This window comes from Brevibacillus nigriterrae (genome assembly GCF_049846925.1).
Taxonomy (GTDB): Bacteria; Bacillota; Bacilli; order Brevibacillales; family Brevibacillaceae; genus Brevibacillus_H.
The window spans coordinates 7,750-30,589 of the sequence record NZ_JBNCMT010000021.1; the positions used below are offsets into that span (position 1 = coordinate 7,750).

The window sequence follows — 22,840 nt, forward strand, 5'->3', positions numbered from 1 at the left end:
ATCGTAAACGTGAGAATGGCTATGAGGTGATTCAATCTACAATGCCATGCTTGCTTACCACTGAGAAAGAAATCAACGAGGTTTCTTACTCTCCACTTCCTAACATGATTCGTGCAGCTAGGTTTAATCCGGTTGTATGGACTGTAAACGATCTCGAGAACGTTGACATGCAACAACTTGGTCTGAAGGGTTCTCCTACTGTTGTAGGCAAGATGTTTGCACCTCCAAAATTGGAAGGCGGCAAAAAAATCGAAGGAACACCGAAAGAGCAAGTAGCAAAAGTTCTTGAACTGTTAGGCGAACGCAAAGAGTTGTTTGCTACGAAAGGAGGAGCATAAGATGGCACATGTACTGGCTGATCATAGAGATGTTTGGGTTTTCATTGAACAACATGAAGGCAAAATTGCAGGTGTTTCATTAGAACTCCTTGGTGCAGGTCGTGCTCTTGCGGATAAGCTCGAAGCAAATCTTTGCGGCGTTTTGCTTGGCTCCAATATAAAAGAATTGCCTAAAACCTGTTTTGCACATGGTGCAGATATTGTTTACATGATGGATGCTCCTGTTTTAAAAGACTACCGCTCTGAGACATACATGCAGGGTGTTGTAGAACTTTGTGAAAAATATAAGCCAGAAATCTTCTTGTACGGTGCAACTTCTACAGGTAAAGACCTGGCGAGTGCTGTAACAACTGAATTGGCAACCGGTTTGACTGCTGATACAACGATCCTTGACGTTGATGTTGCAGGTCGTTTACTCGAAGCAAGCCGCCCAGCTTTCGGTGGTAATATCATGGCTACCATCCTTTGTAAGAACCATCGTCCACAGATGGCATCTGTGCGCCCTCGCGTTATGAAAGCGCTTGAACCGGATTACACTCGTACGGGAAAAGTGGTTGAAGAGCCTTTCCATGTGGAAGAAGAAAGCCTTCGTACCAAAGTGCTCAAAGTGGTAATGGATGCAGGCAAAGGAGTAAACCTCGAAGAAGCGCATATCATCGTTGCAGGTGGTAAAGGCTTAGGGGATCAAAAAGGCTTTGATCTTTGCCATCAACTGGCTGAAGCACTCGGTGGAACAGTAGGTGCAAGCCGTGACGCAGTTGAAGCTGGTTGGATCGGTCATGAATATCAAATCGGTCAAACAGGTGTTACCGTAACACCGAAAATCTACTTTGCCATCGGTATCTCTGGTGCTGTACAACACGTTGTTGGTATGCAGAACTCCGAGTTGATTATTGCGATCAATAAAGATCCAAATGCTGCTATCTTCCAGGTAGCTACGTACGGAATTGTTGGTGACGCATTCGAAATCGTACCTCTTCTCATCGAAGAATTCAAAAAATGGACTCCACAAAAACAAGTCCAAGAAGTTGCTGCTGCAGCGGAACAGGAAGGGGAGAGCGTACGTGGCTAAACAAAAATTTGACGTAATCGTAGTCGGTGCTGGTCCTGCTGGTACTGCCTGTGCTCTAACTAGTGCCAAAGCTGGCCTCAACGTTCTCTTGATCGAGCGTGGTGAATACCCAGGTGCCAAAAACGTAATGGGTGGAGTATTATATCGTAAACAAACAGAAGAGTTCGTTCCTGAATTCTGGAAAGAAGCTCCAATTGAGCGCCCAGTTATTGAGCAACGCTTCTGGATGTTAGGTGAAGAATCCGTTATGTCCTTTGGTTATAAAGGGATGGAATGGGCAAAAGAACCATATAACTGTTTTACCGTTCTACGTGCGAAGTTCGACCAATGGTTCGCAAACAAAGCAGTAGAAGCAGGAGCTCTTTTGATCAATGAAACAGTTGTAACTGAATGTATCGTGGAAGATGGACGTGTGGTAGGTGTACGCACTGACCGTCCTGATGGCGATGTATATGCTGATGTAGTAGTACTCGCAGACGGGGTTAACTCCCTTCTCTCCAAGCAACTCGGATTCCATAAAGAGATCAAGCCAGATCATGTTGCCTTGGCAGTAATGGAAGTTTTGAAATTGCCTGCTGAAAAAATTGAAGAACGTTTCAACCTTGAACCGAATCAAGGCTGTACGATTGAATTATACGGGGATGCAACGAAAGGTGTAGTGGGTACTGCTTTCCTGTACACCAACAAAGACTCTATCAATATCGGTGTGGGTACCACCCTATCCGGTTTAATTAAATCCAAAATGCGTCCATACGATCTCTTGGAATACGTGAAGAATCACAAAATGATTCAACCGTTGATCAAGGGTAGTGAAGCACAGGAGTATGCAGCACACTTGATTCCAGAGGGTGGCTATCATGCCATTCCAAAAGTAGCAGGAAATGGTGTGTTGGTAGTCGGGGATGCTGCTCAGTTGGTTAACGGTATCCACCGTGAAGGTTCCAACTTGGCGATGACATCCGGTAAACTTGCTGCTGAAACGATCATTTTGGCGAAGAAAGCGGGAGACTTCAGCGAAAATATGCTGGATAGCTACCGTACTCGTCTGATGGATAGCTTTGTTGGTCAAGACTTGAAGAAATACAAGGATGCGACTCATACATTCGAGAACTATCCACAGTACCTCCGTGATTACATCCCGATGATGAACGAAGCAGCCAGTGAGTTCTTCACTGTCGACGGCACATCGAAGAAAGATAAGCAAACTAAGATTCTCAAGTCAATTCGTGAGAAACATGGCACGATGAAGCTGGTAAGTGATATCTATCGAGCATGGAAGGTGATGAAATAATGAGCAAGGTGGAAAAAACAAATACTCTTGAAGCCAAGCAATATCTTGTCCGTTTCCGTGCAAACCATGAATCTCATCTTCACGTCCTTGATCACGATATTTGCGCTACGAAATGTCCGGATAAGCTATGCACGGTTTTCTGCCCGGCAGAAGTGTATAAATGGGAAGACAAGGGACGTATGGCTGTAGGTTATGAAGGATGTCACGAGTGTGGAAGCTGCCGTATTGGCTGCCCGCATCAAAACATCAAGTGGGAATATCCAAAAGGTGGACATGGTATCGTTTTCCGCTTAGCATAGAATCAATTGACCAAAAGACCTGTTTCGATTTAGGAACAGGTCTTTTTGCTTTCTGGCAAACCGGAAGCTCCTTTTTTAGAATATGTAGCTACAACATGGGAAAACCTACAAATAGTCGTGAAGCAGGGAGGTAAACTATGGCCAATCCAAGGAAAGATCTTTCCGACTCTTTATATGAATCCCGTGATGATGCCTTTATGGACATTGATCGCATGGTGAATGAAGGCCTTGGTGGAGGACAGGTAACTGTACAAAATGGGTTGATCGAAGAAACTCAAACTGATACCATGTCGGGTTCCGATAAAATGGAACAGGAAAAAGAATAGGAGGTACATACAGATGGATGTAAATCGTGCTTTACAGATTGTACAGTCTGAAGAAAAGATTCAAGTCATGTATCAAGGAGTTCCCGTCTGGATCGATGGGGTAGAAGAGGCTACTAATACGGTTCGGATTCATCCGGAAAGTGATCCCAAAGATACCAAGCGAGTATCTGTGAAGCTATTGGATGAAAAATAAATAAGAGGGCGGTTCCACAAGTCTAATTTAGACTGAGGGCCGCCCCTTTCTGCTTTTCTTGCTGTATGTACTTCAAAGTCAATTTTATGATTATTTAGCTGGTGTTTTGGTAATCACGTCGTCAATAATACCGTATTCTTTGGCCTGTTGAGCGGACATGAAGTTATCCCGATCTGTATCCTGCGCGATTCGCTCGATTGGCTGCCCTGTTCTCTCTGCGTAAATACTGTTTAAGTGTTCACGCATTTTGATAATGCGTTTAGCTGCAATCTCGATGTCGCTTGCTTGGCCTTGTGCGCCACCCAGTGGTTGGTGAATCATTACCTCGCTGTTAGGAAGGGCATAACGTTTGCCTTTTGCTCCTGCACAAAGCAAGAAGGAACCCATGGAAGCGGCCATACCGATGCAGATCGTAGAAACGTCAGGCTTGATAAATTGCATGGTATCATAAATAGCCATACCAGCAGTAATGGAACCACCGGGACTATTAATGTACAAATGGATATCCTTATCAGGGTCTTCTGCTGCCAAGAATAACAGTTGGGCTACCACGATATTGGATACGACGTCATTGATCGGGGTTCCTAAAAAAATAATCCGATCTTTCAACAGTCGAGAGTAAATATCGTAAGCACGCTCACCACGATTGGTTTGTTCAATTACGGTAGGTATTAGGTTCATGTTCATTCCTCATTCCTCCTCCCTTTACAAGTATCATACAAGAATGGTCAACAAAGGTCAAACATTTCAAAACAATTCTCTCTCTAATGTATCCGAAATGCTGGCAACTTAAACGGCTCTTCGGTTTATCGAACGTATGGTTACAGCAATTGCTCCAAGGAAGAAAATCCAGACTCCAAGATCCAGGAGAAAGCCTACGAACGGAATTTTTAAAAGTCCATACAAGGCAAGGATTCCGAGAAACTCTGCGAAAATGGGATGGATGGGCAAATTGTAGTGCTTCACGATACGTGTGCCTGCCCAGGACCCTACGAAAATTTTTGCCACGAAAAGTAGAATGAGGTAGCTGAACAACAACGTGAGCCCAGTTGGAATACCAATGACGCTGAAGAGTAAAATCAAAATAGCAACAGGAACACTTAAGAAGAAAACCAACCCGAAACCAAATGTCGTTGCTTGTTTGGTATCGAATTGACTATGAATTCGATTCAACGTGCTTCCCAAAAGGAATCGGAGCAACAACCAGACAATAATCGTACTGAGCAGGAACATTAGCACCATAATCAGAGGGATATATTTCGTGTTGTCTTCTTCATCTGGTTCAGCCTTACTGAAATGTTCAGTACCCGATAGGACAGCGCCAGGCTGAATGAGTGCTTTTGATGGGCTGGTATACTCCAGATTTCCATCCACTCGAGCGGTAGAACCCAATTCCAGATGGTTCACAGTTAGTAATGAGGTGCCTCGTCCCAACTTCCCGGCAATCAGCATGTTATTAACGAATCCGTTTGCTTCTTTCTTAACCTCACCGGCCAGATCGAATGTTTCCGAGAAGGTAAGGATGCTGCCATTGACGGTTCCTTTTTCCGTTATTGATGTTTGTTGAGCGAATGACGTGATGTTGCGGGATATAGATCCACTTACAGTAGCATATTGGGTGAAGGCTCGAAGATTTCCATCAATTTTTCCATGAATGTCCGTTTCGGCAGCAAAGGCAATCACGTCACCGTTTACGTTTCCGTTAATCTGTATACTTTCAGCGAAAACATATAGGTCCCCGTTGATTGTTCCGTCGATAATGGCTTTATGAGCACTAAGCACCATATCTCCTTCATGAACCTGATCTGGAGCGAGTATATATTTCTCCTGATCGATGCTGCTCAAAGCATAAACCATGCTACCTGAGCTGATAAACAGCAATAATACTGCCAGCAGGGAACAAGTGAACAATCGTTTCACTCTTTCATCACCCCTTCTGAGTTACCCCAATGAGAACCGGTCGTTCGGAAAAGGTAAGTGAACAGCATGATGCTGAGTGTTATCACACATATTCCGGAGAGGGAATAGATGGTCGAGGCTGAAAAAAACGATGACAAATTTTCACGTAACCAAAACGTAGAGTTCCAAAGAACAGAATGCTGCCAGGCACCCCAAACGGATTGCATCCACCGTATGGTCCAGCCCTGACAGTAGATCGTGCCAATGATAAACATGATCGCAGCTATACCAGCCATCACAAAGCAACGATAAGTTGATTTCATGCACTTTTCTTTGTGAATTTGAGCAATCATTTCAATTTGTTTGGTGGTGGTTTGCGAGAGTGCGATGGGAAAGGAAGTAATGGACAGGCAAAAGGAATGGCAAAAAAAGGACTGTTCTGCTTGCAACCTGGCGAGTGTTGCCTGACAAGATGGGCAATCAAGCAGGTGGCTTGATACTTGCAGATTTTCTTCTGAACGTAATTCTCGGTCGATATACATCATCATGGTCAGTTCATCAATATGCTGCATCGATTACCCTCCTTTGAACATGAGTCTCAAAAAGCTGCTTCAACTCTTTGCGTGCTCTGAATAAACGGGTTCCTACTGTGTTCTTACTCATTCCTACAATTGCTCCAATCTCGTCATAGCTCAGTTGCTCGGTAAAGCGAAGCGTAACAATTAACCTGTCTGTTTCGTCTAGATAGGTTAACAGGCCTTGAAGATGAGCCATAAATTCCTTTTGTATGTAATCGCCTTCAGGATTATTGTCGGTATATGCTGTTTTATGTATTTGATGATGAAGTTGATCATCTTCCATTGTGATCTCCCTCTTCTTTCGCAAGAAATCAATACATGTGTTAGAGACAAGTCGGTATAACCATGAATGAAAAGGGAAAGTCTGATCGTATTTATGCAGGTTCTGAGCGACTTTAAGCCAGACTTCATTGTTCACGTCTTGGGCGTCATGATAAGAATAGATCATCTTCTGAATGATTCGGTAAGCCCTTGTACCAAATAAGTGAACAAGTGAATGAAATGCTGAAGAATTTCCTTGGAGAAACTGTTGAATATGTTGCAATGCTTGCAAATTCATATTGTACAGTTCATCTCGTTGCGACTCATCCATTCGTATACCTCCTTTCGCTTGTTAATTACGAAAGAACACATGGATTAATTTCAAGAATAAATAAGAATCATACTTATCCACAAAGATATCAACAATTTGTTAACAAAAACAAATGTTCGTAGGATGGTTTAAAAGAAAAAGGCAAAAAACCGCATAAAAAGTTGAATGACTTATCCACAGAGTTATGCACATTTTTCACAGGGTAATGATCTGTTGTGGATAAATAAAAAAAGAAGGTGAGCTGTTCACCTTCTTTTTGTGGCTTATTTTTCGCAATGTGGGCACGGTTCGATTTCTTTTGCTTTACATTCCTCACAGTAAATAGGAAGTGGAGTTGTATTGTGTAACATCAATATCTCTCCTTTCGTTGGTTCGAACATTAGGAATTACTCTTAGCCTATCACGATAAAGCTGTAAAGAAAAGTATTTTTGGTTGGCAGCCAGTAAAATGGATGAGAGGTGAGTTGGAATGGTTTGTTCTGTTTATGGCAGTAAATCCACACGACATCATGGTCATGATTGTGTGGGCGACTCCCATTACCTATTTGTATGGGATTTCCGTCTCGTTGGTGATTGACTGGGCTGTGCGCAGATGGGAGATACAAAGCAACTGGAAGGTCGGACACATGTACCTATTTGCAGGTTGCCTGTTTTTCGGAATTTTATACTTGTTTGGGGTATTTGGTTGGGAAATCATGAAATCATCAAACAGGATGGAATGTATGAAGCGATTGTGAATTGCCGGCAATGTGTGAAGGGAGGGTTTGAAGTGGAGTGGGAGATACGTCAATAAAAAAACCAGGTATATAGCACCTAGTTTGTCATCTTATAGATGGTACGTCCGAGAGGATCACTGCACCTAACAACGCTTAAGGTGCAACGGAGGTTTACGTATGGGAAAGAAGGACTTTTTACTCGATAACAGGACCCGTACCGCCTGGACGTGTCCTATCAATTGTGTTGAGAACACGATCAATCATACTCCTGGTGTGTTCAGGATTGTTACCGTTACAACAACTCATTATAACTTCGTAGTATTGAAAACGTTCAAAGGGAAAGTGAACAATGGAGATTGCACACCCGTTTGTTATACCTGTAACACTTTTTTGACTAACACTTACGTTTGAAAACAACCTCGTTCGCCTCAGCTCTTCTGCAATTCTTAGCTTTTGAAGTTCAATGTTTGAATAACTTATACGCCTGCTATACCAATTAAATATTGACATAGATGGTCCTCCTTAATGGATTTCCTTTCCTTACACTCCAGGTATTTTCCATATATTTACACATGAGAATTTTCATATATTATATTTAACTGTGTAGTTTTAGATAATTGTCCATAAAAAAACCTCCGTTTCTTCAACGGAGGCTAACGATTATTATTCAGAACCTAGTTATTATTCGTATAGATGGTACGCCCGAGAGGAATCGAACCTCCGCACGCGGTTCCGGAGACCGCTGCTCTATCCACTGAGCTACGGGCGCAAAATTTAACACAGTAATGACTATTATAGAGGATAGACGTGAAAAAGTAAATCAAAAATGATTTCCTGTTGTACAAGCCATGTAGTGAACAAATTCAAAACTTTTTACCTATCCAAATTTTTGAGATTGGCAGGATAATTGCATGTTAGTTAGAATAATATGCATATAGATATATAGAAACTTGAAAAGGGAGGCGGAGCCAGTATGAATATGGGGTTTGGCTTATATCAAGAACAAACATTAAAACTGGTAATGACGCCGGAGCTTAGACAGGCTATCACAATCTTGCAATATTCCGCCACAGATCTTTTATCATATCTTCAAGAACAAGCAGCAGAGAATCCGGTAATTGAACTGCACGAAGTAAGTGCGACTGCTGAACGTTTGGAGCAGAAACGCCCAACCGAACGAGTAGAAATTGATTGGAAAGAAATCGCACAGAATCAAGATCGCAGCGATTATTCTGTGAATAAAAATGAAAGCACTTACAATCCGCTCGATTATGTTCAAGCTTCCGATAAAACCCTTTATGATTACTTGACCTCACAACTTGGCTTCACAAAGGGACTGACCTCTTCCCAGAAACAAATGGGACTTTTCTTGATCGGGAATATCAATGAAAAAGGGTATCTGGAAGTGAGTCTGGAGGAAGCCAGTCAACGATTGGGTGTATCGATACTTGAGCTCGAACCTGTTTTGACCATCATTCAACGGTTTGATCCTGTTGGCGTAGGTGCACGCAATCTGGAAGAGTGTCTGGTTTTGCAACTTCAGTATGAAGGCTACAATGATGAACACACGATTGCAGTTGTTCTTGATCACCTTCAGGATTTGGCAAACAATCGTTTTTCACGAATTGCTGAAAAGTTGCAAATCACGGTTCAGCAAGTTCAGGAAATCGCAGATGTTGTAAAGACGCTGAATCCCAGACCAGGAGCAGCTTATGGAGCAGGGGAGACCCGGTATATCGTCCCTGATGTAGCCGTAGAAAAAATATCCGGTGAATACGTGGTATTCGTCAATGATGTTTCTACGCCTCGCCTATCGATTAATCGTTTTTACGAAAAGATGCTCAAAGAAAACAAGACACAGGAAGAGGCAAAGCAATTTATTCATGATAAACTGAATGCAGCGATCTGGTTAGCGAAAAGCCTGGAGCAACGGCGATTGACTCTGCTTAAAGTAACGCAAGCCATTGTGGAAATGCAACGGGAGTTCTTTGATCGTGGTGTTCATTATTTGAAACCGATGACGCAAAAAGAGATCGCTGAAAAAGTGAACCTGCATGAATCAACAGTGAGCAGAGCGACAAGCAATAAGTACGTCCAGACGCCTCGTGGTGTTTTTGAATTAAAGTACTTTTTCACATCCGCCCTGACTACTGCCTCCGGTGAATCTGCCTCTTCTGAAAGTGTGAAGAAGCGGATTAAAGCACTGATTGATGCAGAAGACAGGAAGCAGCCGCTATCCGATCAAAAATTATCGGAACTGCTGGACAAAGAAGGCATTGAAATCTCAAGGAGAACGGTTGCCAAATATCGTGAAGAGATGATGATTGCCTCTTCTGCCAAAAGGAAACGATATTGATATAGAGAGGCAGAGTGGTTGAAAATGGAGAGACTTCCATTTCAAATCGTTTTATATGGACGTCCGGGATGTCACTTGTGTGATGATGTGGAGAAATTGATCAAGCGGGTCGGGAGGGAGTTTCCCTTGATCCTTACACTGGTTGACATCACCGGAGACGATGAGTTGCACCAGAAACACATGTTTACAATCCCGGTGGTCGCCATTGACGGTGAAGAAGTGTTTCCTTCCGTTACCTCTGTAGTGACGGAGTATGAATTTCGAGAAGAACTGACCCGTCGTGCTCGCTTGTTTGCGTAAGCTTTTATAGATGGACTTGTAACGAAATGGAATTTGCGTTACTATACATGTATAGAGGCTTTTCTTTTTTTTGCTCTATGTGGGACAAAAAATGTATAACCGGGACCGAAATAGTCCCTATTCTCCAAAAGGAGATGAGGTATGCGCCAGCTAATCGAGGTACAGAAAAAACTAGTGCCTGATCTTATGGATGTCCTTCGCAAAAGATTTACGCTGCTGCAATCCATTTACCACCTGCAACCAATTGGACGAAGAGCGTTGGCTCAGACCATGCAGACGACAGAGCGGATTCTTCGTGCGGAAGTGGACCTGTTAAAAGAAATGGGGCTACTCGATGTATCGCCCGCAGGAATGAGCTGCACTGTTGAAGGAATCAGGGTCTTGGAACAAATGGAGGAAATGGCAGAAGACATTTTTGGTCTGAACGAACTGTCTCGTCTGCTGCAACAACGACTCGATGTAGAGCAAGTCGTGGTCGTGCCTGGTAACGCTGATATTTCAGACGGTGTGAAACAGGAACTTGGCAGAGCAGGCGCACGAATTTTGAAACAGACCGTGCGTGAGGGTGATGTCGTTGCTGTTACCGGAGGTTCGACGATTGCCAGTGTTGCTTCCCATTTAACTCCATCGGCAGTGCTCCGCAGTGTACAGTTTGTACCTGCCCGTGGGGGACTTGGTGAGAAAGCAGAACTTCAGGCCAACACACTTGTATCCCTGATGGCAGCGAAAACGGGTGGAACGTATCGCTTGTTGCACGTTCCAGATCGATTGGGACCGGATGCATTTCATACACTTGTAGCAGAGCCGCAGGTAGCAGAAGTGCTTTCGCTAGTTCGATCTTCCCGAGTGGTCCTGCACGGAATCGGTGATGCCATTACGATGGCAAAACGACGGCAGTACGGAACAGAGGAATTGTTGGAATTACATCGCTTGGGAGCAGTTTCGGAGGCTTTCGGTTACTATTTCAATGACAAAGGTGAGATTGTACATCGGATGCCGACGATTGGGCTTCAGTTGGAAGATGTTAAGGAAGCAGAAGTAGTCATTTCCATCGCAGGCGGAAGCAGCAAAGCACACGCAATTCTTTCCTTTGCCAAGCATAAGTGCCAAAATATACTTATTACGGATGAGGGAGCAGCAAGAGCACTCCTTGAAAAGACCGTGTAAGGAAGGATGACAGGCACTGATGAGCCTCTTGTATTATGTCCCAATAGCAACATTAATCCTGGGTATTCTATTTTCGTTACTACTTGATTTCCCCATTCCGGCAATATTAGCAGTTACGATTCTTGTTACGCTTTTCGTCGGGAAGAGATTAGGGCATCTCTTACACAGTCAAATTCGAGCTGGATTGCAAGGAATCAAGCAAACGAAGCCTGTCTTATATATTCTGGCACTTGTCGGAATATTAATCCCACTGCTGATGATGAGTGGGACGATTCCCGGGATTATTTACTACGGGTTAGGGGTCGTAAATATAAGTTATTTGCTGGTCATTGGCTTTCTTTTAACTTCACTTGTTTCGTATCTGCTTGGGACATCGGTGGGCACACTAAGCACGATTGGTCTTTCGATCGTTGGAATTGCCCATGCTTCACAGATATCCCTTGCCATGGTGGCTGGAGCGTTGATATCCGGGGCGATGGTCGGGGAGCGTTTCTCGCCTGTATCGAGTAGCAGGCTTCTGGCGATCAGCAGCATCGAAGGAGATGCAGAGCGAATCAGTAGCATTTCAAGAAAAACAGGTCTGCTTGCCTTTGGTGTTACTGGACTGCTCTTTCTTGGATTGGATATTTTTCGCACGAACGGAGCAGGAACGGATATCATCGAGAATTACCAACACTTGCTACAAACACATTTTCCGATATCCTTACTCTCATTGGCGCCACTAGCAGCGATTATCGGTTCATTTTTGTTTCGAATAAAGGCAATCCCTTCCCTTCTTATTGGGATTATGGTCTCATTTGTACTTATGGTTTTGCAAAGGCCAATAGGGATCCAAGAATTTGTCTCATCGATGTTTCTCGGATTTGATTTGAATTCGGGGACTGTGCTGGATGAACTGGTTCACGGCGGTGGCATGATACCAATTTTGACCGTTTTGTTGCTCATTGCTCTGGCGGGTTTTCTGAACGGTATCTTGCAAAATGCGAATCTTTTGAAACCGATTGTCGACAAACTGATGGGTAATACAGATAAAATGGGAAACCTAGTTTTCAAAAGTGTTGGGCTCTCGTTGTTGGTCATTATCATCAGTTGCAATCAAACCATTCCCTTACTCATTCTTGGCAGTACCTTGTATCGGCGATTTGCTCAATTTCCGAATGGAAAAGAGCTTCTCGGTAGAACCTTACTAGATGCAACGATGGTAATGCCTGTGTTGGTTCCGTGGAATGGGTTATCGATGGTTATGAGCGTCACATTAGGGGTTAAGACAACAGAAGCTCTCCCATTTCTATGGTTTGCCCTTTTATTACCAATTATCACGATTCTTTTCAGTTATTTCGATAACTCACATAAATTTGGGACGAAAAACACCAAAGATTTTCACGTAAATAAAGAGGAGGTTTTTTAACATGGTAAAAGTAGGGATTAATGGTTTCGGACGAATTGGACGTAACGTATTTCGTGCAGCAGTAGGTAATCCAAATCTTGAGATCGTAGCAATCAATGACTTAACAGATGCTAAAACATTGGCTCATTTGTTAAAATACGACAGCGTTCATGGTGTTCTCGATTTGCCAGTAGAAGTATCCGGGAGCAACCTGATTGTCGGTGGCAGAGAAATTAAGGTATTGGCTGAGCGTGACCCGGCTCAACTCAAATGGGGCGAGTACGGTGTTGAGATCGTAATTGAATCGACAGGTCGTTTCACAAAACGTGAAGATGCAGCGAAACACCTGGAAGGCGGAGCGAAAAAAGTAATTATCTCCGCACCTGCAACAAATGAAGATATTACTGTGGTAATGGGTGTTAACCACGAGCAATATGATCCAGCTCAGCACACGGTTATCTCTAACGCATCTTGTACTACGAACTGCTTGGCTCCATTTGCAAAAGTTCTTTTGGAGAAATACGGTATCGTCCGTGGCTTGATGACGACTGTTCACTCCTATACCAATGACCAACAAATTCTTGACCTGCCGCACAAAGACCTTCGTCGTGCTCGTGCAGCGGCTGAGAACATCATCCCAACATCTACAGGTGCTGCTAAAGCAGTTTCCTTGGTACTTCCAGAGCTCAAAGGCAAATTGAATGGTATGGCGATGCGTGTGCCAACGCCGAACGTTTCTGTTGTTGACTTGGTAGTTGAAGTGAAGCAAGATGTTACGGTTGAAGAAGTGAATGCAGCATTGAAGGAAGCAGCAGAAGGTCCGCTGAAAGGCGTGCTGGCATACTCTGACGAGCCGCTCGTTTCTTCTGACTACATTGGTAACCCGACTTCCTCTACAATTGATGCTTTATCTACGATGGTGATCGATGGAAACATGGTGAAAGTAGTTGCTTGGTATGATAATGAGTGGGGTTACTCAAACCGTGTAATTGACTTATGCGAATATGTTGCACAGCGTGGCCTCTAAACCTTACAATAGTTACGGTGTGAATAGCGAAAGGGAGAGGAACCTCTCCCTTTTCACGTGCCTTATCATTGAATAAATATTGGTTTTGCCAAGCCGAGGAGGACCCGTCCGTGAACAAAAAGTCGATCCGAGAAGTAGAACTGTCAGGAAAACGTATTTTTTGCCGTGTGGATTTCAACGTACCCATGCAAGATGGTGTAATAACGGATGACACGCGTATTCGTGCAGCACTCCCTACGATTCAATATCTGGTTGAACAAGGGGCTAAAGTCATTTTAGCCAGTCACTTTGGTCGTCCAAAAGGAAAAGTAGTTGATGAGATGAGACTTACTCCAGTTGGTGTACATCTCTCCACATTACTTGGTAAAGCAGTTAAGAAGGTTGATGATTCAATTGGTTCGGAAGTGGAGCAAGCTGTGTCAGCTATGCAAAACGGGGATGTACTTTTATTAGAAAACGTTCGTTTCCACGCAGGTGAAGAGAAAAACGATCCTGAGTTGGCTCAAAGCTTCGCAAAGTTAGCGGATGTGTTCGTTAATGATGCTTTCGGAGCGGCTCACCGTGCACATGCATCTACTGCGGGAATTGCTCAATACATACCGGCTGTTGCTGGACTATTAATGGAAAAGGAAATCGAGTTTTTAGGTGGAGCGCTGTCCAATCCGAAGCGTCCATTCACTGCGATTATCGGCGGAGCAAAAGTGAAAGATAAAATCGCTGTAATTGAGAACTTGCTGACCAAAGTGGATACGCTGATCATCGGTGGCGGCATGGCGAATACTTTTATCAAAGCACAGGGCCACGGTGTTGGTTCTTCCCTTTGTGAAGATGATAAGCTGGAACTGGCACAAAGCTTGATGGCACAAGCAAAAGAACGAGGTGTTCAATTGCTGATGCCAGTTGATGTCATCGTTGCAGACAAATTTGCTGCGGATGCCAACACGCAGGTTGTTGCTATTGATGCGATTCCAGATGGTTGGATGGCTCTCGATGTAGGACCAAAGAGTGTTGAATCATTCCGAAATGCAATCCAGGCTTCCGAGACCATCATCTGGAATGGACCGATGGGTGTATTTGAAATGGATGCTTTTGCTAAAGGTACAATTGGTGTAGCAGAAGCGATGGCAGACTCCACAGGAATGACGATTATTGGTGGCGGAGACTCTGTAGCTGCCGTTGAAAAAGCGCATGTCGCTGAGAAGATGTCGCACATTTCCACTGGCGGAGGTGCTTCTCTGGAGTTCATGGAGGGCAAAGACCTGCCAGGTGTAACTGCGTTGCAAGATAAATAAAAAAGAATGATTGGGAGGATAACTGGGATGAGAATGCCTATATTGGCAGGAAATTGGAAAATGTTCAAGACGATTGCAGAAGCAACACAGTTTGCCAATCAATTGTTGGCTACTGATCCAATTCCTCATGTGGAAAAGGTGATTTGTGCACCTTTTACAGCATTACCTGCTCTTGCTCAAGTGTTGAAAGGCAGCGAATATGCACTTGGGGCTCAAAATATGCACTTTGAAGAACAAGGGGCGTTTACAGGAGAAATCAGTCCTTTAATGCTTGCTGAACTTGGTGTCGAATATGTCATTCTTGGTCACTCCGAGCGCAGACAGTATTTTAATGAAACAGACGAAACGGTGAACAAGAAAGTGAAAGCAGCGTTGGCTCACGACTTGATTCCGATTGTATGTGTGGGTGAATCGCTGGAGGAGTATGAAGCGGGACAGACGGAAGCGGTAGTAAGCCGTCAGACAAAGCTCGCTCTTGCTGACATCAGCAAGGAACAATTGGCTACTCTCGTAATCGCTTATGAACCGATCTGGGCAATCGGAACAGGGAAGTCGTCTTCTGCTGAAGAGGCAAATCGTACAATCAGCTACATCCGTCAAGTGATCGCAAGTCAGTTTGATCAGGAAGCAGCCGACTCCGTTCGAATCCAGTATGGTGGCAGCGTCAAACCAGATAATGTAGCGAATTACCTTTCTCAGTCAGATATTGACGGAGCCCTTGTTGGCGGAGCCAGTTTGACTGTAGAAGGATACACCAGCTTGCTGGCTGGGGTAAGCGCAGCTAGGGGGTAAGTGAGATGGCGAATCGTCCGAAACCTGTTGCTTTGATTATTTTGGATGGATTTGGATTGCGTTCCGAAGAATACGGCAATGCTGTAGCTCAAGCGAACAAACCAAACTATGATCGCTTTTGGACTTCTTACCCACACGCCACTTTGCAAGCAAGCGGGCTTTCTGTTGGCTTGCCTGAAGGACAGATGGGTAATTCTGAAGTAGGTCATTTGAATATCGGTGCGGGACGTGTTGTTTATCAGGATTTGACCCGTATCACCAAAGAAATTCGAGAAGGTGAGTTCTTTACGAATGAGACACTTCTCGGAGCGATTGCGCATTGCAAACAAAAAGGAACGAAACTTCACTTGTTCGGTTTGCTCTCAGATGGTGGCGTGCATAGTCACATTTCTCATCTGTTTGCCATCTTGGAATTGGCTCAACAGGAAGATTTCCATGATGTCTATATTCACGCCTTCCTGGATGGCCGTGATGTTGCACCGGACAGTGCAGTTGGCTATATCGAAGAGTTGCAAGCAAAAATGAGCGAACTTGGAGTAGGGAAACTCGCTACTGTACAAGGACGCTACTACGCAATGGACAGGGACAAGCGCTGGGAACGGGTAGAGAAGGCGTATCGTGCCATGGTGTATGGCGATGCCCCTCACTATACCGACCCAGTAAAAGCGGTCAAAGAATCCTATGAGAAGTCGATTATGGATGAGTTTGTCATGCCGACCGTAATTGTCGATGAGCAAGGAGAACCAGTTGGAAAAGTGATGAACGAAGATGCGATTATCTTCTTCAACTTCCGTCCTGACCGAGCCATCCAGATGTCTCAGGCGTTTACAAACGAAGACTTCCGTGGATTTGATCGGGGAGAAGGCAGACCGCAACATCTGTATTTTGTATGCTTCACTCACTTTTCCGAAACCGTTGATGGTTATGTAGCCTATAAACCGACCAATCTGGATAATACATTGGGTGAAATTCTGGCTCAAAACAATCTCAAGCAATTGCGGATTGCCGAGACGGAGAAGTATCCGCATGTCACGTTCTTTTTCAGTGGGGGACGTGAGCAGGAATTCCCGGGAGAAAAACGCATTTTGATCCAATCTCCGAAAGTAGCTACATACGATTTGAAGCCGGAAATGAGTGCGTATGAGGTAACCGAAGCAGTTGTTGGCGAGATTGAGGCTGAGAATTTCGATGCGATCATCCTCAACTTTGCGAACTGTGATATGGTGGGACATTCTGGTATGATGGAACCAACGATCAAAGCGGTGGAAACCGTCGATGAGTGTCTGGGCAAGGTAGTCGATGCCATTCTGGCGAAAGACGGGGTAGCCGTTATTACCGCAGACCACGGCAATGCTGATCTGATGCTTGATCCAGAAGGACGTCCGATTACTTCGCACAGCACGTACCCAGTTCCTGTCATCGTAACCAAACATGGTGTTGCGTTGCGTGAGGATGGGATTCTCGCAGATTTGTCACCAACGTTGTTAGAGCTTCTCGAGGTAAAACAACCTGTTGAGATGACTGGTCGTTCGCTTCTTTCGAAGTAGGTTTCGCTATCAATTTTCTCTATATATAAATGAAGGGGTTGGGTAAAAAATGGCAATGATTACTGATGTTTATGCACGTGAGATTCTGGATTCTCGCGGCAATCCTACGGTAGAAGTGGAAGTATATCTCGAAGACGGTTCAATGGGCCGTGCAGCAGTTCCATCAGGTGCTTCTACAGGTGCTTATGAAGCAGTTGAGCTTCGTGACGGTGACAAAGGCCGTTACCTTGGCAAAGGTGTACTCAAAGCTGTAGAGAACGTGAATGATATCATCGCTCCAGAAATCATTGGCATGGACGCTTTCGATCAAGTAGGTGTCGATATGACCATGATCGATTTGGACGGCACGCCGAACAAGAGCAAACTCGGTGCGAACGCAATCCTTGGTGTATCCATGGCAGTAGCACGTGCGGCAGCAGACTCACTCGGCATCTCCCTTTACAACTATCTGGGTGGATTCAATGCGAAGACACTTCCAGTACCGATGATGAACATCTTAAACGGTGGTAAACACGCAGATAACACGGTAGACATCCAGGAATTCATGGTTATGCCGGTTGGCGCTGAATCTTTTGCAGAAGCACTTCGTATCGGTACGGAAATCTTCCACTCCCTGAAAAAAGTTCTTACTGCAAAAGGCTTAAATACTGCAGTAGGTGATGAAGGCGGATTTGCTCCTAACCTGAAATCCAACGAAGAAGCGATCACTACTATCCTCGAAGCAATCAAAGCTGCAGGATATGAAGCAGGTAAAGATGTATTCCTTGCGCTCGACGTAGCTGCTACTGAAATGTACAAAGACGGCAAGTATGAGTTCGAAGGCGAAGGAGTAACGAAAACAACAGAAGAGATGATCAGCTTCTACGAAGACCTCGTAAGCAAATACCCAATTATCTCCATCGAAGACGGCTTGTCAGAAGACGACTGGGATGGTTGGAAAGCACTCACAGATCGCATCGGCACAAAGGTGCAGTTGGTTGGTGACGACTTGTTCGTAACGAATACAGAGCGTTTGGCACGTGGTATTGAATCTTCAACAGGTAACTCCATTCTCGTAAAAGTAAACCAAATCGGTTCTCTTACGGAAACATTTGATGCAATCGAGATGGCAAAACGTGCTGGCTATACAGCAGTTATCTCCCACCGTTCTGGTGAAACTGAGGATTCCACGATAGCGGATATCGCCGTAGCGACAAATGCGGGCCAAATCAAAACAGGTGCTCCTTCCCGTACAGACCGTGTAGCGAAGTACAACCAGCTTCTCCGTATCGAAGACGAGCTTGGTGATACTTCTCGCTTTGGTGGCTTCAAAGCGTTCTACAACTTGAAGAAGTAGGCAGTGGATAGGTAAAGCATGCTGTAGTCGGTTACAGCATGCTTTTCTTTATGAAAAACAAAAAGACCCTTTGAAAGGGTCTGATTGAGTAAACAACGTATGTAGCTATAGACTATTTCTTCTCAGACAACCATTTAGCTACTGCTTTCATTTCGTCACCTTTGAGAAGACCAGGAGGCATGCCGCCTTTACCATTGGTGATAATTCCTTCGATCTCTTCAGCGCTTAATCTGCTTCCAATGTCAGCAAGCTTAGGTGCTGCTACACCTTCGAGGTTTTGACCATGGCAAGCCGCACAGGTAGCTTTAAAGGTTTGTTCCGCATTTACTTCTACAGGTGCAGATGGAGCTGCAGCGCCGTCTTTTGCTTGTTCACCATGATTCGGTGGGAAAAGGATGGAAGCTACGAGAGCCACTACGAACACAAGGAATAAAATACCAAAAGAAGTAAAAAAGGCCTTAGCGGAATCGACTACGTCATTTTGATTCATATCTTTCTTGAAGTTGGAACCAGCCATGCAATAAAGACCTCCTATAAAAAAATAGACGATACAAAAGCAATTTTAAGGCAAAATTAAGTCTCTTGCAAGGCAAGCCTATTAAAGACAAACAAAATACACATTTTCTCCATAAAAGCTGTGTTTTTGGTAACAGCATAGGTATGAGAATTGCAAAGGAATGGAGACGAAGTAAAATTCTTGCTGATTGTATCGTTCTGTGGTACAGTTAGATAGATGTCCATTTTCCGAGTCACTCTATATATCTTCTCTAAAAAATTGGTATGATATTCAAATATGATTACACTTGTCTGAGGTGAATACGATCATGATGGTTACCATTGCGAAAATTTTACTCGCGATTTCTAGTATTGGTCTAATTCTTGTTGTTCTTTTGCAATCTGGAAAAAGTGCGGGTCTATCCGGAACGATCTCCGGTGGTGCAGAGCAGTTAATCGGTAAGCAAAAAGCACGCGGGATTGATGCCGTTCTTGGTAAATTAACCACGGCTTTTGCAGTTCTGTTTATGGTTTGTGCGATTCTTTTGGGTTACTTCCTGAAAATTGCCGGATAACTATGGAATCTAAGAAGGCAGCGAGTGTCATACTTGCTGTCTTTTTCATATTTGTAGGGCATACATAATACAAAGTTTTTGCTTTGTAAGGGTTGATTGTGGAACAATGCGCAAATACTACGAAATAAACGACGTAAGAAAACCCACCCGACACAAGCTATCGCTCGCGTCGGGCGGGGCCCCAACTTATAATTTCTTACCAACTAAAAAGGAGCCTGCCTATGAAAGAACAAGATATTCTTTCGTTTATGCGAGAGCAAGCTTACCACCCCATGACAGTAAATGAGATGGAAGAAGCTTTTGGACTAAAAAACTCGAATGAATTCAAAGAACTGGTAAAAACGTTAAATATATTGGAAGACCGTGGAGAAATCATTCGAACACGAGCAAACCGATATGGTGTGCCAGAAAAAATGAATCTGGTACGTGGAAGATTGCAAAGCCATGCCAAAGGATTTGGTTTTGTCATTCCTGAACAACAGGGAGAATCAGATGTTTATGTTCATGCTAACGACATGAATGGTGCAATGCACGGAGACATCGTGTTTGCCCGTGTTGAAAAAGAGACAAGCGGCACACGCCGTGAGGGACGAATCATTCGGATTGTGGAACGCAGCATTACCGAAGTGGTGGGAACGTTCCAGGATGAGACGCATTACGCTTTTGTCATAACCGATGACAGAAGGATAGGCAAAGATATTTTCATCCCAAAAACAGCGTACAATGGGGCTGTTGACGGTCACAAGGTCGTTGTGAAAATTGTTCGCTATCCAGAAGGACGTGCCAATCCAGAAGGGGAAGTCATCGAGATTCTCGGGCATAAAAATGATCCGGGTGTCGATATCCTTTCTATCATTCGTAAATTCGGATTGCCCGAAGCATTCCCGCAAGATGTCCTGGAGGAAGCAGAAGCTGCGCCAGCCGAGATCAGTGAAGAGGAAATCAGAGGACGCAGAGACCTGCGAGATCGGATGATGGTAACGATTGACGGTGCTGACGCCAAAGATTTGGATGACGCCGTTTCTCTGGAAAAACTGCCGAATGGCAACTATCGACTCGGGGTTCATATCGCTGATGTCAGCTACTATGTCAAGGAAAAATCGCCGCTCGACAATGAAGCTTACAAGCGTGGGACCAGTGTCTACCTGGTCGATCGAGTCATCCCGATGATTCCCCACCGTCTGTCCAATGGAATTTGCAGTTTGAATCCCAAGGTAGATCGGTTAACGATTTCTTGTGACATGGAAATTGACCACGAAGCAAATACAGTAGGCTATGACATTTACCTAAGTGTGATCCGCACCAACGAGCGTATGACCTATGCCGATGTCCGCAGCATTCTGGAGGACAAGGACGAGGAATTGATCGAGAAGTATCGTGAGCTTGTTCCGATGTTCCAAAGCATGGAGGAATTGTGCCGCAAGCTTCGCAGCAAGCGGATGCGCCGTGGAGCCATCGACTTTGATTTCCGTGAAGCCAAAATTTATGTAAATGAAGAGGGAGTGCCAACCGAAATTGGTTTCCGCACCCGTTCCATTGCCGAACAGATTATTGAAGAGTTCATGTTGGCTGCGAACGAAACCGTAGCAGAGCACTTTCATTGGATGAAGAAGCCGTTCATCTACCGCATACATGAAGATCCCGACCAGGAAAAACTGCAAACCTTTATGGAGTTCGTCACCACTTTCGGATATGCCGTTCGTGGAAAAGGAAACTCCGTCCATCCACGGGCTCTTCAGAAGCTGCTGGAGGAAGCCAAAGGAACTCCAGAAGAGATTATTATCAGCACCGTTCTGTTACGCTCCATGAAGCAGGCGAAGTACTCAGCCGAGAGCCTTGGGCACTTCGGGTTGGCAACAGACTTCTACACGCACTTCACCTCACCAATTCGTCGTTACCCTGACTTGATCGTTCACCGCATGATCCGGGAATGGATTGAAAAGGGAGAGATGCAAGGGGAACGGGAAGTGTATTGGGCAGAAAATATGCCGCTCATCGCAGACTATACCTCTCAACGGGAACGTCTCGCCGTCGATGCCGAGCGAGAGACAGATGACCTCAAGAAAACCGAGTACATGGCTGAGCATATCGGTGAAGAGTTTGAAGGCGTGATTTCGAGTGTTACCTCGTTTGGAATTTTTGTCGAGCTGCCTAATACCATTGAGGGGCTTGTCCACGTGAGCTTCCTGACCGACGACTACTACCATTACCATGAGAAGGCGTATGCGTTGGTAGGAGAGCGGACAGGCAAGCAATTCCGTATTGGTGATGTCGTACAGGTTAAAGTAGCCAGTGTAAATGTGGATGAGCGGACTATTGACTTTGAAATTGTCGGCATGAAAAAGAGCGCTTCACGGCCTGACCGCAGACCAAAGGTGATTAACGGACGTGGCGGAGATCGAAACGCGACACGGGGCGGTCGTACCGAGCGCAGAAAAAGCAAGGATGTCGGGCCGGCTGCTGCGGCGGCTGCAAGGCGCAAACGGACCAAAGACAAAGAGAGAGGCTATGCTTCGGCCTCCAATTCGCAAGGCTTTGATCTGGCTTCCCTGAGAGATGATGGGGATATCGCTGATGGAAAAGCAGCGAAACCAAAAGGCTTCTGGGAAGACCTGGTGAATTCCAAAAAGAAACGGAAGCAACCGGTAGCAAAAGCCGCCAAGCGGAAAAAAAGGTAGCATACCTTGCCTTATTCTTGCGACCATGGTAGATTTTTGGTAAACTATCTCTTACCATTCGGGTCGGCGAGGTGATCAATATGTCAAAGGAAAAAGCGGGAACCAAAACCCTGGCTCAAAACAAAAAAGCAAGGCACGACTATTTCATTGAAGATGTATTCGAAACGGGGATCGCTCTGACGGGGACTGAGATCAAAGCCATTCGTGCCGGACGGATACAATTGAAGGACAGTTTTGCCCGCATTGAGCATGGCGAGGTCATGTTGCATAAAGTACACATCAGTCCTTATGAGCAAGGGAACCGATTTAACCATGAGCCTGAGCGCACGAGAAAGCTCCTGATGCGCCGGGACCAAATTCGAAAATTGGTCGGACTCACAAGAGAAAAAGGCTACTCCCTTGTCCCGCTAAGCGTGTATCTCAAAGGCGGCTGGGCTAAAGTCGAGCTGGGTCTTGCACGTGGTAAGAAAAACTACGACAAGCGGGAAGACCTCAAGAAGAAAGACGCCAATCGGGAAGTAGAGCGTGCGCTACGTGACCGTCAAAAGATGTAGTTGGTTCAAGTTGCCGAAATTGGCGATAAT

General features: G+C 44.8%; 24 protein-coding genes and 1 tRNA gene. 19 read left to right on the top strand and 6 right to left on the bottom strand.

The window, feature by feature from the left end; translation table 11 throughout:
* The 6 genes from ACPW7N_RS15850 to ACPW7N_RS15875 all read left to right on the top strand — a co-directional run.
* Positions 1-338: electron transfer flavoprotein subunit beta/FixA family protein (locus ACPW7N_RS15850; protein WP_425652075.1), on the top strand; the 338-nt coding region annotated here is incomplete at its 5' end.
* Between the two features lies 1 nt (position 339).
* Positions 340-1,410, top strand: a complete 1,071-nt coding sequence (locus ACPW7N_RS15855; RefSeq protein WP_425652076.1) for an electron transfer flavoprotein subunit alpha/FixB family protein — start codon at positions 340-342, stop codon at positions 1,408-1,410.
* Entirely contained in the window at positions 1,403-2,701 is a 1,299-nt protein-coding gene (locus ACPW7N_RS15860; protein ID WP_425652077.1) for an FAD-dependent oxidoreductase, read from the top strand. The genes ACPW7N_RS15855 and ACPW7N_RS15860 overlap by 8 nt, the downstream gene beginning before the upstream one ends.
* The gene (locus ACPW7N_RS15865) at positions 2,683-3,000 is read left to right on the top strand and encodes a ferredoxin family protein (protein WP_425652078.1); all 318 of its coding nucleotides are present in this window, start codon (positions 2,683-2,685) and stop codon (positions 2,998-3,000) included. The genes ACPW7N_RS15860 and ACPW7N_RS15865 overlap by 19 nt, the downstream gene beginning before the upstream one ends.
* A gap of 137 nt (positions 3,001-3,137) precedes the next feature.
* On the top strand, positions 3,138-3,326 hold the full coding sequence (locus ACPW7N_RS15870) for a hypothetical protein (RefSeq protein ID WP_425652079.1): 189 nt from the start codon (positions 3,138-3,140) through the stop codon (positions 3,324-3,326).
* A 13-nt stretch (positions 3,327-3,339) separates the two neighbouring features.
* On the top strand, positions 3,340-3,519 hold the full coding sequence (locus ACPW7N_RS15875; RefSeq protein WP_425652080.1) for an H-type small acid-soluble spore protein: 180 nt from the start codon (positions 3,340-3,342) through the stop codon (positions 3,517-3,519).
* A 90-nt stretch (positions 3,520-3,609) separates the two neighbouring features.
* Here ACPW7N_RS15875 and clpP read toward each other — a convergent pair whose 3' ends face one another.
* From clpP to ACPW7N_RS15895, 4 genes are all read right to left on the bottom strand, one after another.
* Positions 3,610-4,200 (bottom strand): ATP-dependent Clp endopeptidase proteolytic subunit ClpP, encoded by a 591-nt coding sequence (gene clpP / locus ACPW7N_RS15880; protein ID WP_425652169.1) that lies wholly within the window; start codon positions 4,198-4,200, stop codon positions 3,610-3,612.
* A 108-nt stretch (positions 4,201-4,308) separates the two neighbouring features.
* The gene (locus ACPW7N_RS15885; protein WP_425652081.1) at positions 4,309-5,439 is read right to left on the bottom strand and encodes a bactofilin family protein; all 1,131 of its coding nucleotides are present in this window, start codon (positions 5,437-5,439) and stop codon (positions 4,309-4,311) included.
* Entirely contained in the window at positions 5,436-5,990 is a 555-nt protein-coding gene (locus tag ACPW7N_RS15890; RefSeq protein ID WP_425652082.1) for an anti-sigma factor family protein, read from the bottom strand. Before ACPW7N_RS15890 ends, ACPW7N_RS15885 begins: the two co-directional genes overlap by 4 nt.
* Positions 5,977-6,588: an RNA polymerase sigma factor gene (locus ACPW7N_RS15895; protein ID WP_425652083.1), complete on the bottom strand. Its 612-nt coding sequence runs from the start codon at positions 6,586-6,588 to the stop codon at positions 5,977-5,979. Before ACPW7N_RS15895 ends, ACPW7N_RS15890 begins: the two co-directional genes overlap by 14 nt.
* 464 nt (positions 6,589-7,052) lie before the next feature.
* On the opposite strand from ACPW7N_RS15895, the gene ACPW7N_RS15900 reads away from it, so the two are divergent.
* Complete coding sequence (locus ACPW7N_RS15900; protein ID WP_425652084.1) at positions 7,053-7,325, top strand: hypothetical protein; 273 nt, start codon at positions 7,053-7,055, stop codon at positions 7,323-7,325.
* A 673-nt stretch (positions 7,326-7,998) separates the two neighbouring features.
* On the opposite strand, the gene ACPW7N_RS15905 is transcribed toward ACPW7N_RS15900, so the two are convergent.
* Positions 7,999-8,073, bottom strand: a tRNA-Arg gene (locus ACPW7N_RS15905).
* A 204-nt stretch (positions 8,074-8,277) separates the two neighbouring features.
* Between ACPW7N_RS15905 and rpoN the strand changes: the two genes are divergently transcribed.
* The 9 genes from rpoN (at position 8,278) to eno (ending at position 18,508) form a co-directional block, all read left to right on the top strand.
* The gene (gene rpoN, locus ACPW7N_RS15910; RefSeq protein WP_425652085.1) at positions 8,278-9,660 is read left to right on the top strand and encodes an RNA polymerase factor sigma-54; all 1,383 of its coding nucleotides are present in this window, start codon (positions 8,278-8,280) and stop codon (positions 9,658-9,660) included.
* A 24-nt stretch (positions 9,661-9,684) separates the two neighbouring features.
* The gene (locus ACPW7N_RS15915) at positions 9,685-9,960 is read left to right on the top strand and encodes a glutaredoxin family protein (RefSeq protein WP_425652170.1); all 276 of its coding nucleotides are present in this window, start codon (positions 9,685-9,687) and stop codon (positions 9,958-9,960) included.
* Between the two features lie 141 nt (positions 9,961-10,101).
* Positions 10,102-11,127 (top strand): sugar-binding transcriptional regulator, encoded by a 1,026-nt coding sequence (locus ACPW7N_RS15920; RefSeq protein WP_425652086.1) that lies wholly within the window; start codon positions 10,102-10,104, stop codon positions 11,125-11,127.
* Between the two features lie 19 nt (positions 11,128-11,146).
* The gene (locus ACPW7N_RS15925; RefSeq protein WP_425652087.1) at positions 11,147-12,535 is read left to right on the top strand and encodes a Na+/H+ antiporter NhaC family protein; all 1,389 of its coding nucleotides are present in this window, start codon (positions 11,147-11,149) and stop codon (positions 12,533-12,535) included.
* A gap of 1 nt (position 12,536) precedes the next feature.
* Positions 12,537-13,541 carry a type I glyceraldehyde-3-phosphate dehydrogenase gene (gap, locus tag ACPW7N_RS15930; protein WP_425652088.1) on the top strand — a complete coding sequence of 335 codons (1,005 nt, stop codon included), beginning with the start codon at positions 12,537-12,539 and terminating at the stop codon, positions 13,539-13,541.
* Between the two features lie 110 nt (positions 13,542-13,651).
* Positions 13,652-14,833: a phosphoglycerate kinase gene (locus tag ACPW7N_RS15935; protein WP_425652089.1), complete on the top strand. Its 1,182-nt coding sequence runs from the start codon at positions 13,652-13,654 to the stop codon at positions 14,831-14,833.
* A gap of 27 nt (positions 14,834-14,860) precedes the next feature.
* The gene (tpiA, locus tag ACPW7N_RS15940; protein WP_425652090.1) at positions 14,861-15,625 is read left to right on the top strand and encodes a triose-phosphate isomerase; all 765 of its coding nucleotides are present in this window, start codon (positions 14,861-14,863) and stop codon (positions 15,623-15,625) included.
* Between the two features lie 5 nt (positions 15,626-15,630).
* Positions 15,631-17,172 carry a 2,3-bisphosphoglycerate-independent phosphoglycerate mutase gene (gene gpmI / locus ACPW7N_RS15945; RefSeq protein ID WP_425652091.1) on the top strand — a complete coding sequence of 514 codons (1,542 nt, stop codon included), beginning with the start codon at positions 15,631-15,633 and terminating at the stop codon, positions 17,170-17,172.
* A gap of 49 nt (positions 17,173-17,221) precedes the next feature.
* Positions 17,222-18,508, top strand: a complete 1,287-nt coding sequence (gene eno / locus ACPW7N_RS15950; RefSeq protein ID WP_425652092.1) for a phosphopyruvate hydratase — start codon at positions 17,222-17,224, stop codon at positions 18,506-18,508.
* A gap of 112 nt (positions 18,509-18,620) precedes the next feature.
* Here the strand turns inward: eno and ACPW7N_RS15955 are convergent, their stop codons facing one another.
* Positions 18,621-19,025 carry a cytochrome c gene (locus tag ACPW7N_RS15955; protein WP_425652093.1) on the bottom strand — a complete coding sequence of 135 codons (405 nt, stop codon included), beginning with the start codon at positions 19,023-19,025 and terminating at the stop codon, positions 18,621-18,623.
* Between the two features lie 310 nt (positions 19,026-19,335).
* On the opposite strand from ACPW7N_RS15955, the gene secG reads away from it, so the two are divergent.
* The 3 genes from secG (at position 19,336) to smpB (ending at position 22,810) form a co-directional block, all read left to right on the top strand.
* Positions 19,336-19,578 carry a preprotein translocase subunit SecG gene (secG, locus tag ACPW7N_RS15960; RefSeq protein WP_425652171.1) on the top strand — a complete coding sequence of 81 codons (243 nt, stop codon included), beginning with the start codon at positions 19,336-19,338 and terminating at the stop codon, positions 19,576-19,578.
* 221 nt (positions 19,579-19,799) lie between these two features.
* Complete coding sequence (gene rnr, locus ACPW7N_RS15965) at positions 19,800-22,256, top strand: ribonuclease R (protein WP_425652094.1); 2,457 nt, start codon at positions 19,800-19,802, stop codon at positions 22,254-22,256.
* A gap of 80 nt (positions 22,257-22,336) precedes the next feature.
* The gene (gene smpB, locus ACPW7N_RS15970; protein ID WP_425652095.1) at positions 22,337-22,810 is read left to right on the top strand and encodes an SsrA-binding protein SmpB; all 474 of its coding nucleotides are present in this window, start codon (positions 22,337-22,339) and stop codon (positions 22,808-22,810) included.
* Positions 22,811-22,840: the final 30 nt, after the last annotated feature.

Excerpts from the sequence above, each read along its gene's own strand:
- ACPW7N_RS15855 (WP_425652076.1), top strand. The coding sequence starts at position 340 with ATGGCACATGTACTGGCTGATCATAGAGATGTTTGGGTTTTCATTGAA.
- ACPW7N_RS15865 (WP_425652078.1), top strand. The coding sequence starts at position 2,683 with ATGGAAGGTGATGAAATAATGAGCAAGGTGGAAAAAACAAATACTCTT.
- ACPW7N_RS15870 (WP_425652079.1), top strand. The coding sequence starts at position 3,138 with ATGGCCAATCCAAGGAAAGATCTTTCCGACTCTTTATATGAATCCCGT.
- ACPW7N_RS15875 (WP_425652080.1), top strand. The coding sequence starts at position 3,340 with ATGGATGTAAATCGTGCTTTACAGATTGTACAGTCTGAAGAAAAGATT.
- clpP (WP_425652169.1), bottom strand. The coding sequence starts at position 4,200 with ATGAACCTAATACCTACCGTAATTGAACAAACCAATCGTGGTGAGCGT.
- ACPW7N_RS15890 (WP_425652082.1), bottom strand. The coding sequence starts at position 5,990 with ATGCAGCATATTGATGAACTGACCATGATGATGTATATCGACCGAGAA.
- ACPW7N_RS15895 (WP_425652083.1), bottom strand. The coding sequence starts at position 6,588 with ATGGATGAGTCGCAACGAGATGAACTGTACAATATGAATTTGCAAGCA.
- rpoN (WP_425652085.1), top strand. The coding sequence starts at position 8,278 with ATGAATATGGGGTTTGGCTTATATCAAGAACAAACATTAAAACTGGTA.
- ACPW7N_RS15915 (WP_425652170.1), top strand. The coding sequence starts at position 9,685 with ATGGAGAGACTTCCATTTCAAATCGTTTTATATGGACGTCCGGGATGT.
- ACPW7N_RS15920 (WP_425652086.1), top strand. The coding sequence starts at position 10,102 with ATGCGCCAGCTAATCGAGGTACAGAAAAAACTAGTGCCTGATCTTATG.
- ACPW7N_RS15925 (WP_425652087.1), top strand. The coding sequence starts at position 11,147 with ATGAGCCTCTTGTATTATGTCCCAATAGCAACATTAATCCTGGGTATT.
- gap (WP_425652088.1), top strand. The coding sequence starts at position 12,537 with ATGGTAAAAGTAGGGATTAATGGTTTCGGACGAATTGGACGTAACGTA.
- tpiA (WP_425652090.1), top strand. The coding sequence starts at position 14,861 with ATGAGAATGCCTATATTGGCAGGAAATTGGAAAATGTTCAAGACGATT.
- gpmI (WP_425652091.1), top strand. The coding sequence starts at position 15,631 with ATGGCGAATCGTCCGAAACCTGTTGCTTTGATTATTTTGGATGGATTT.
- eno (WP_425652092.1), top strand. The coding sequence starts at position 17,222 with ATGGCAATGATTACTGATGTTTATGCACGTGAGATTCTGGATTCTCGC.
- ACPW7N_RS15955 (WP_425652093.1), bottom strand. The coding sequence starts at position 19,025 with ATGGCTGGTTCCAACTTCAAGAAAGATATGAATCAAAATGACGTAGTC.
- secG (WP_425652171.1), top strand. The coding sequence starts at position 19,336 with ATGGTTACCATTGCGAAAATTTTACTCGCGATTTCTAGTATTGGTCTA.
- rnr (WP_425652094.1), top strand. The coding sequence starts at position 19,800 with ATGAAAGAACAAGATATTCTTTCGTTTATGCGAGAGCAAGCTTACCAC.
- smpB (WP_425652095.1), top strand. The coding sequence starts at position 22,337 with ATGTCAAAGGAAAAAGCGGGAACCAAAACCCTGGCTCAAAACAAAAAA.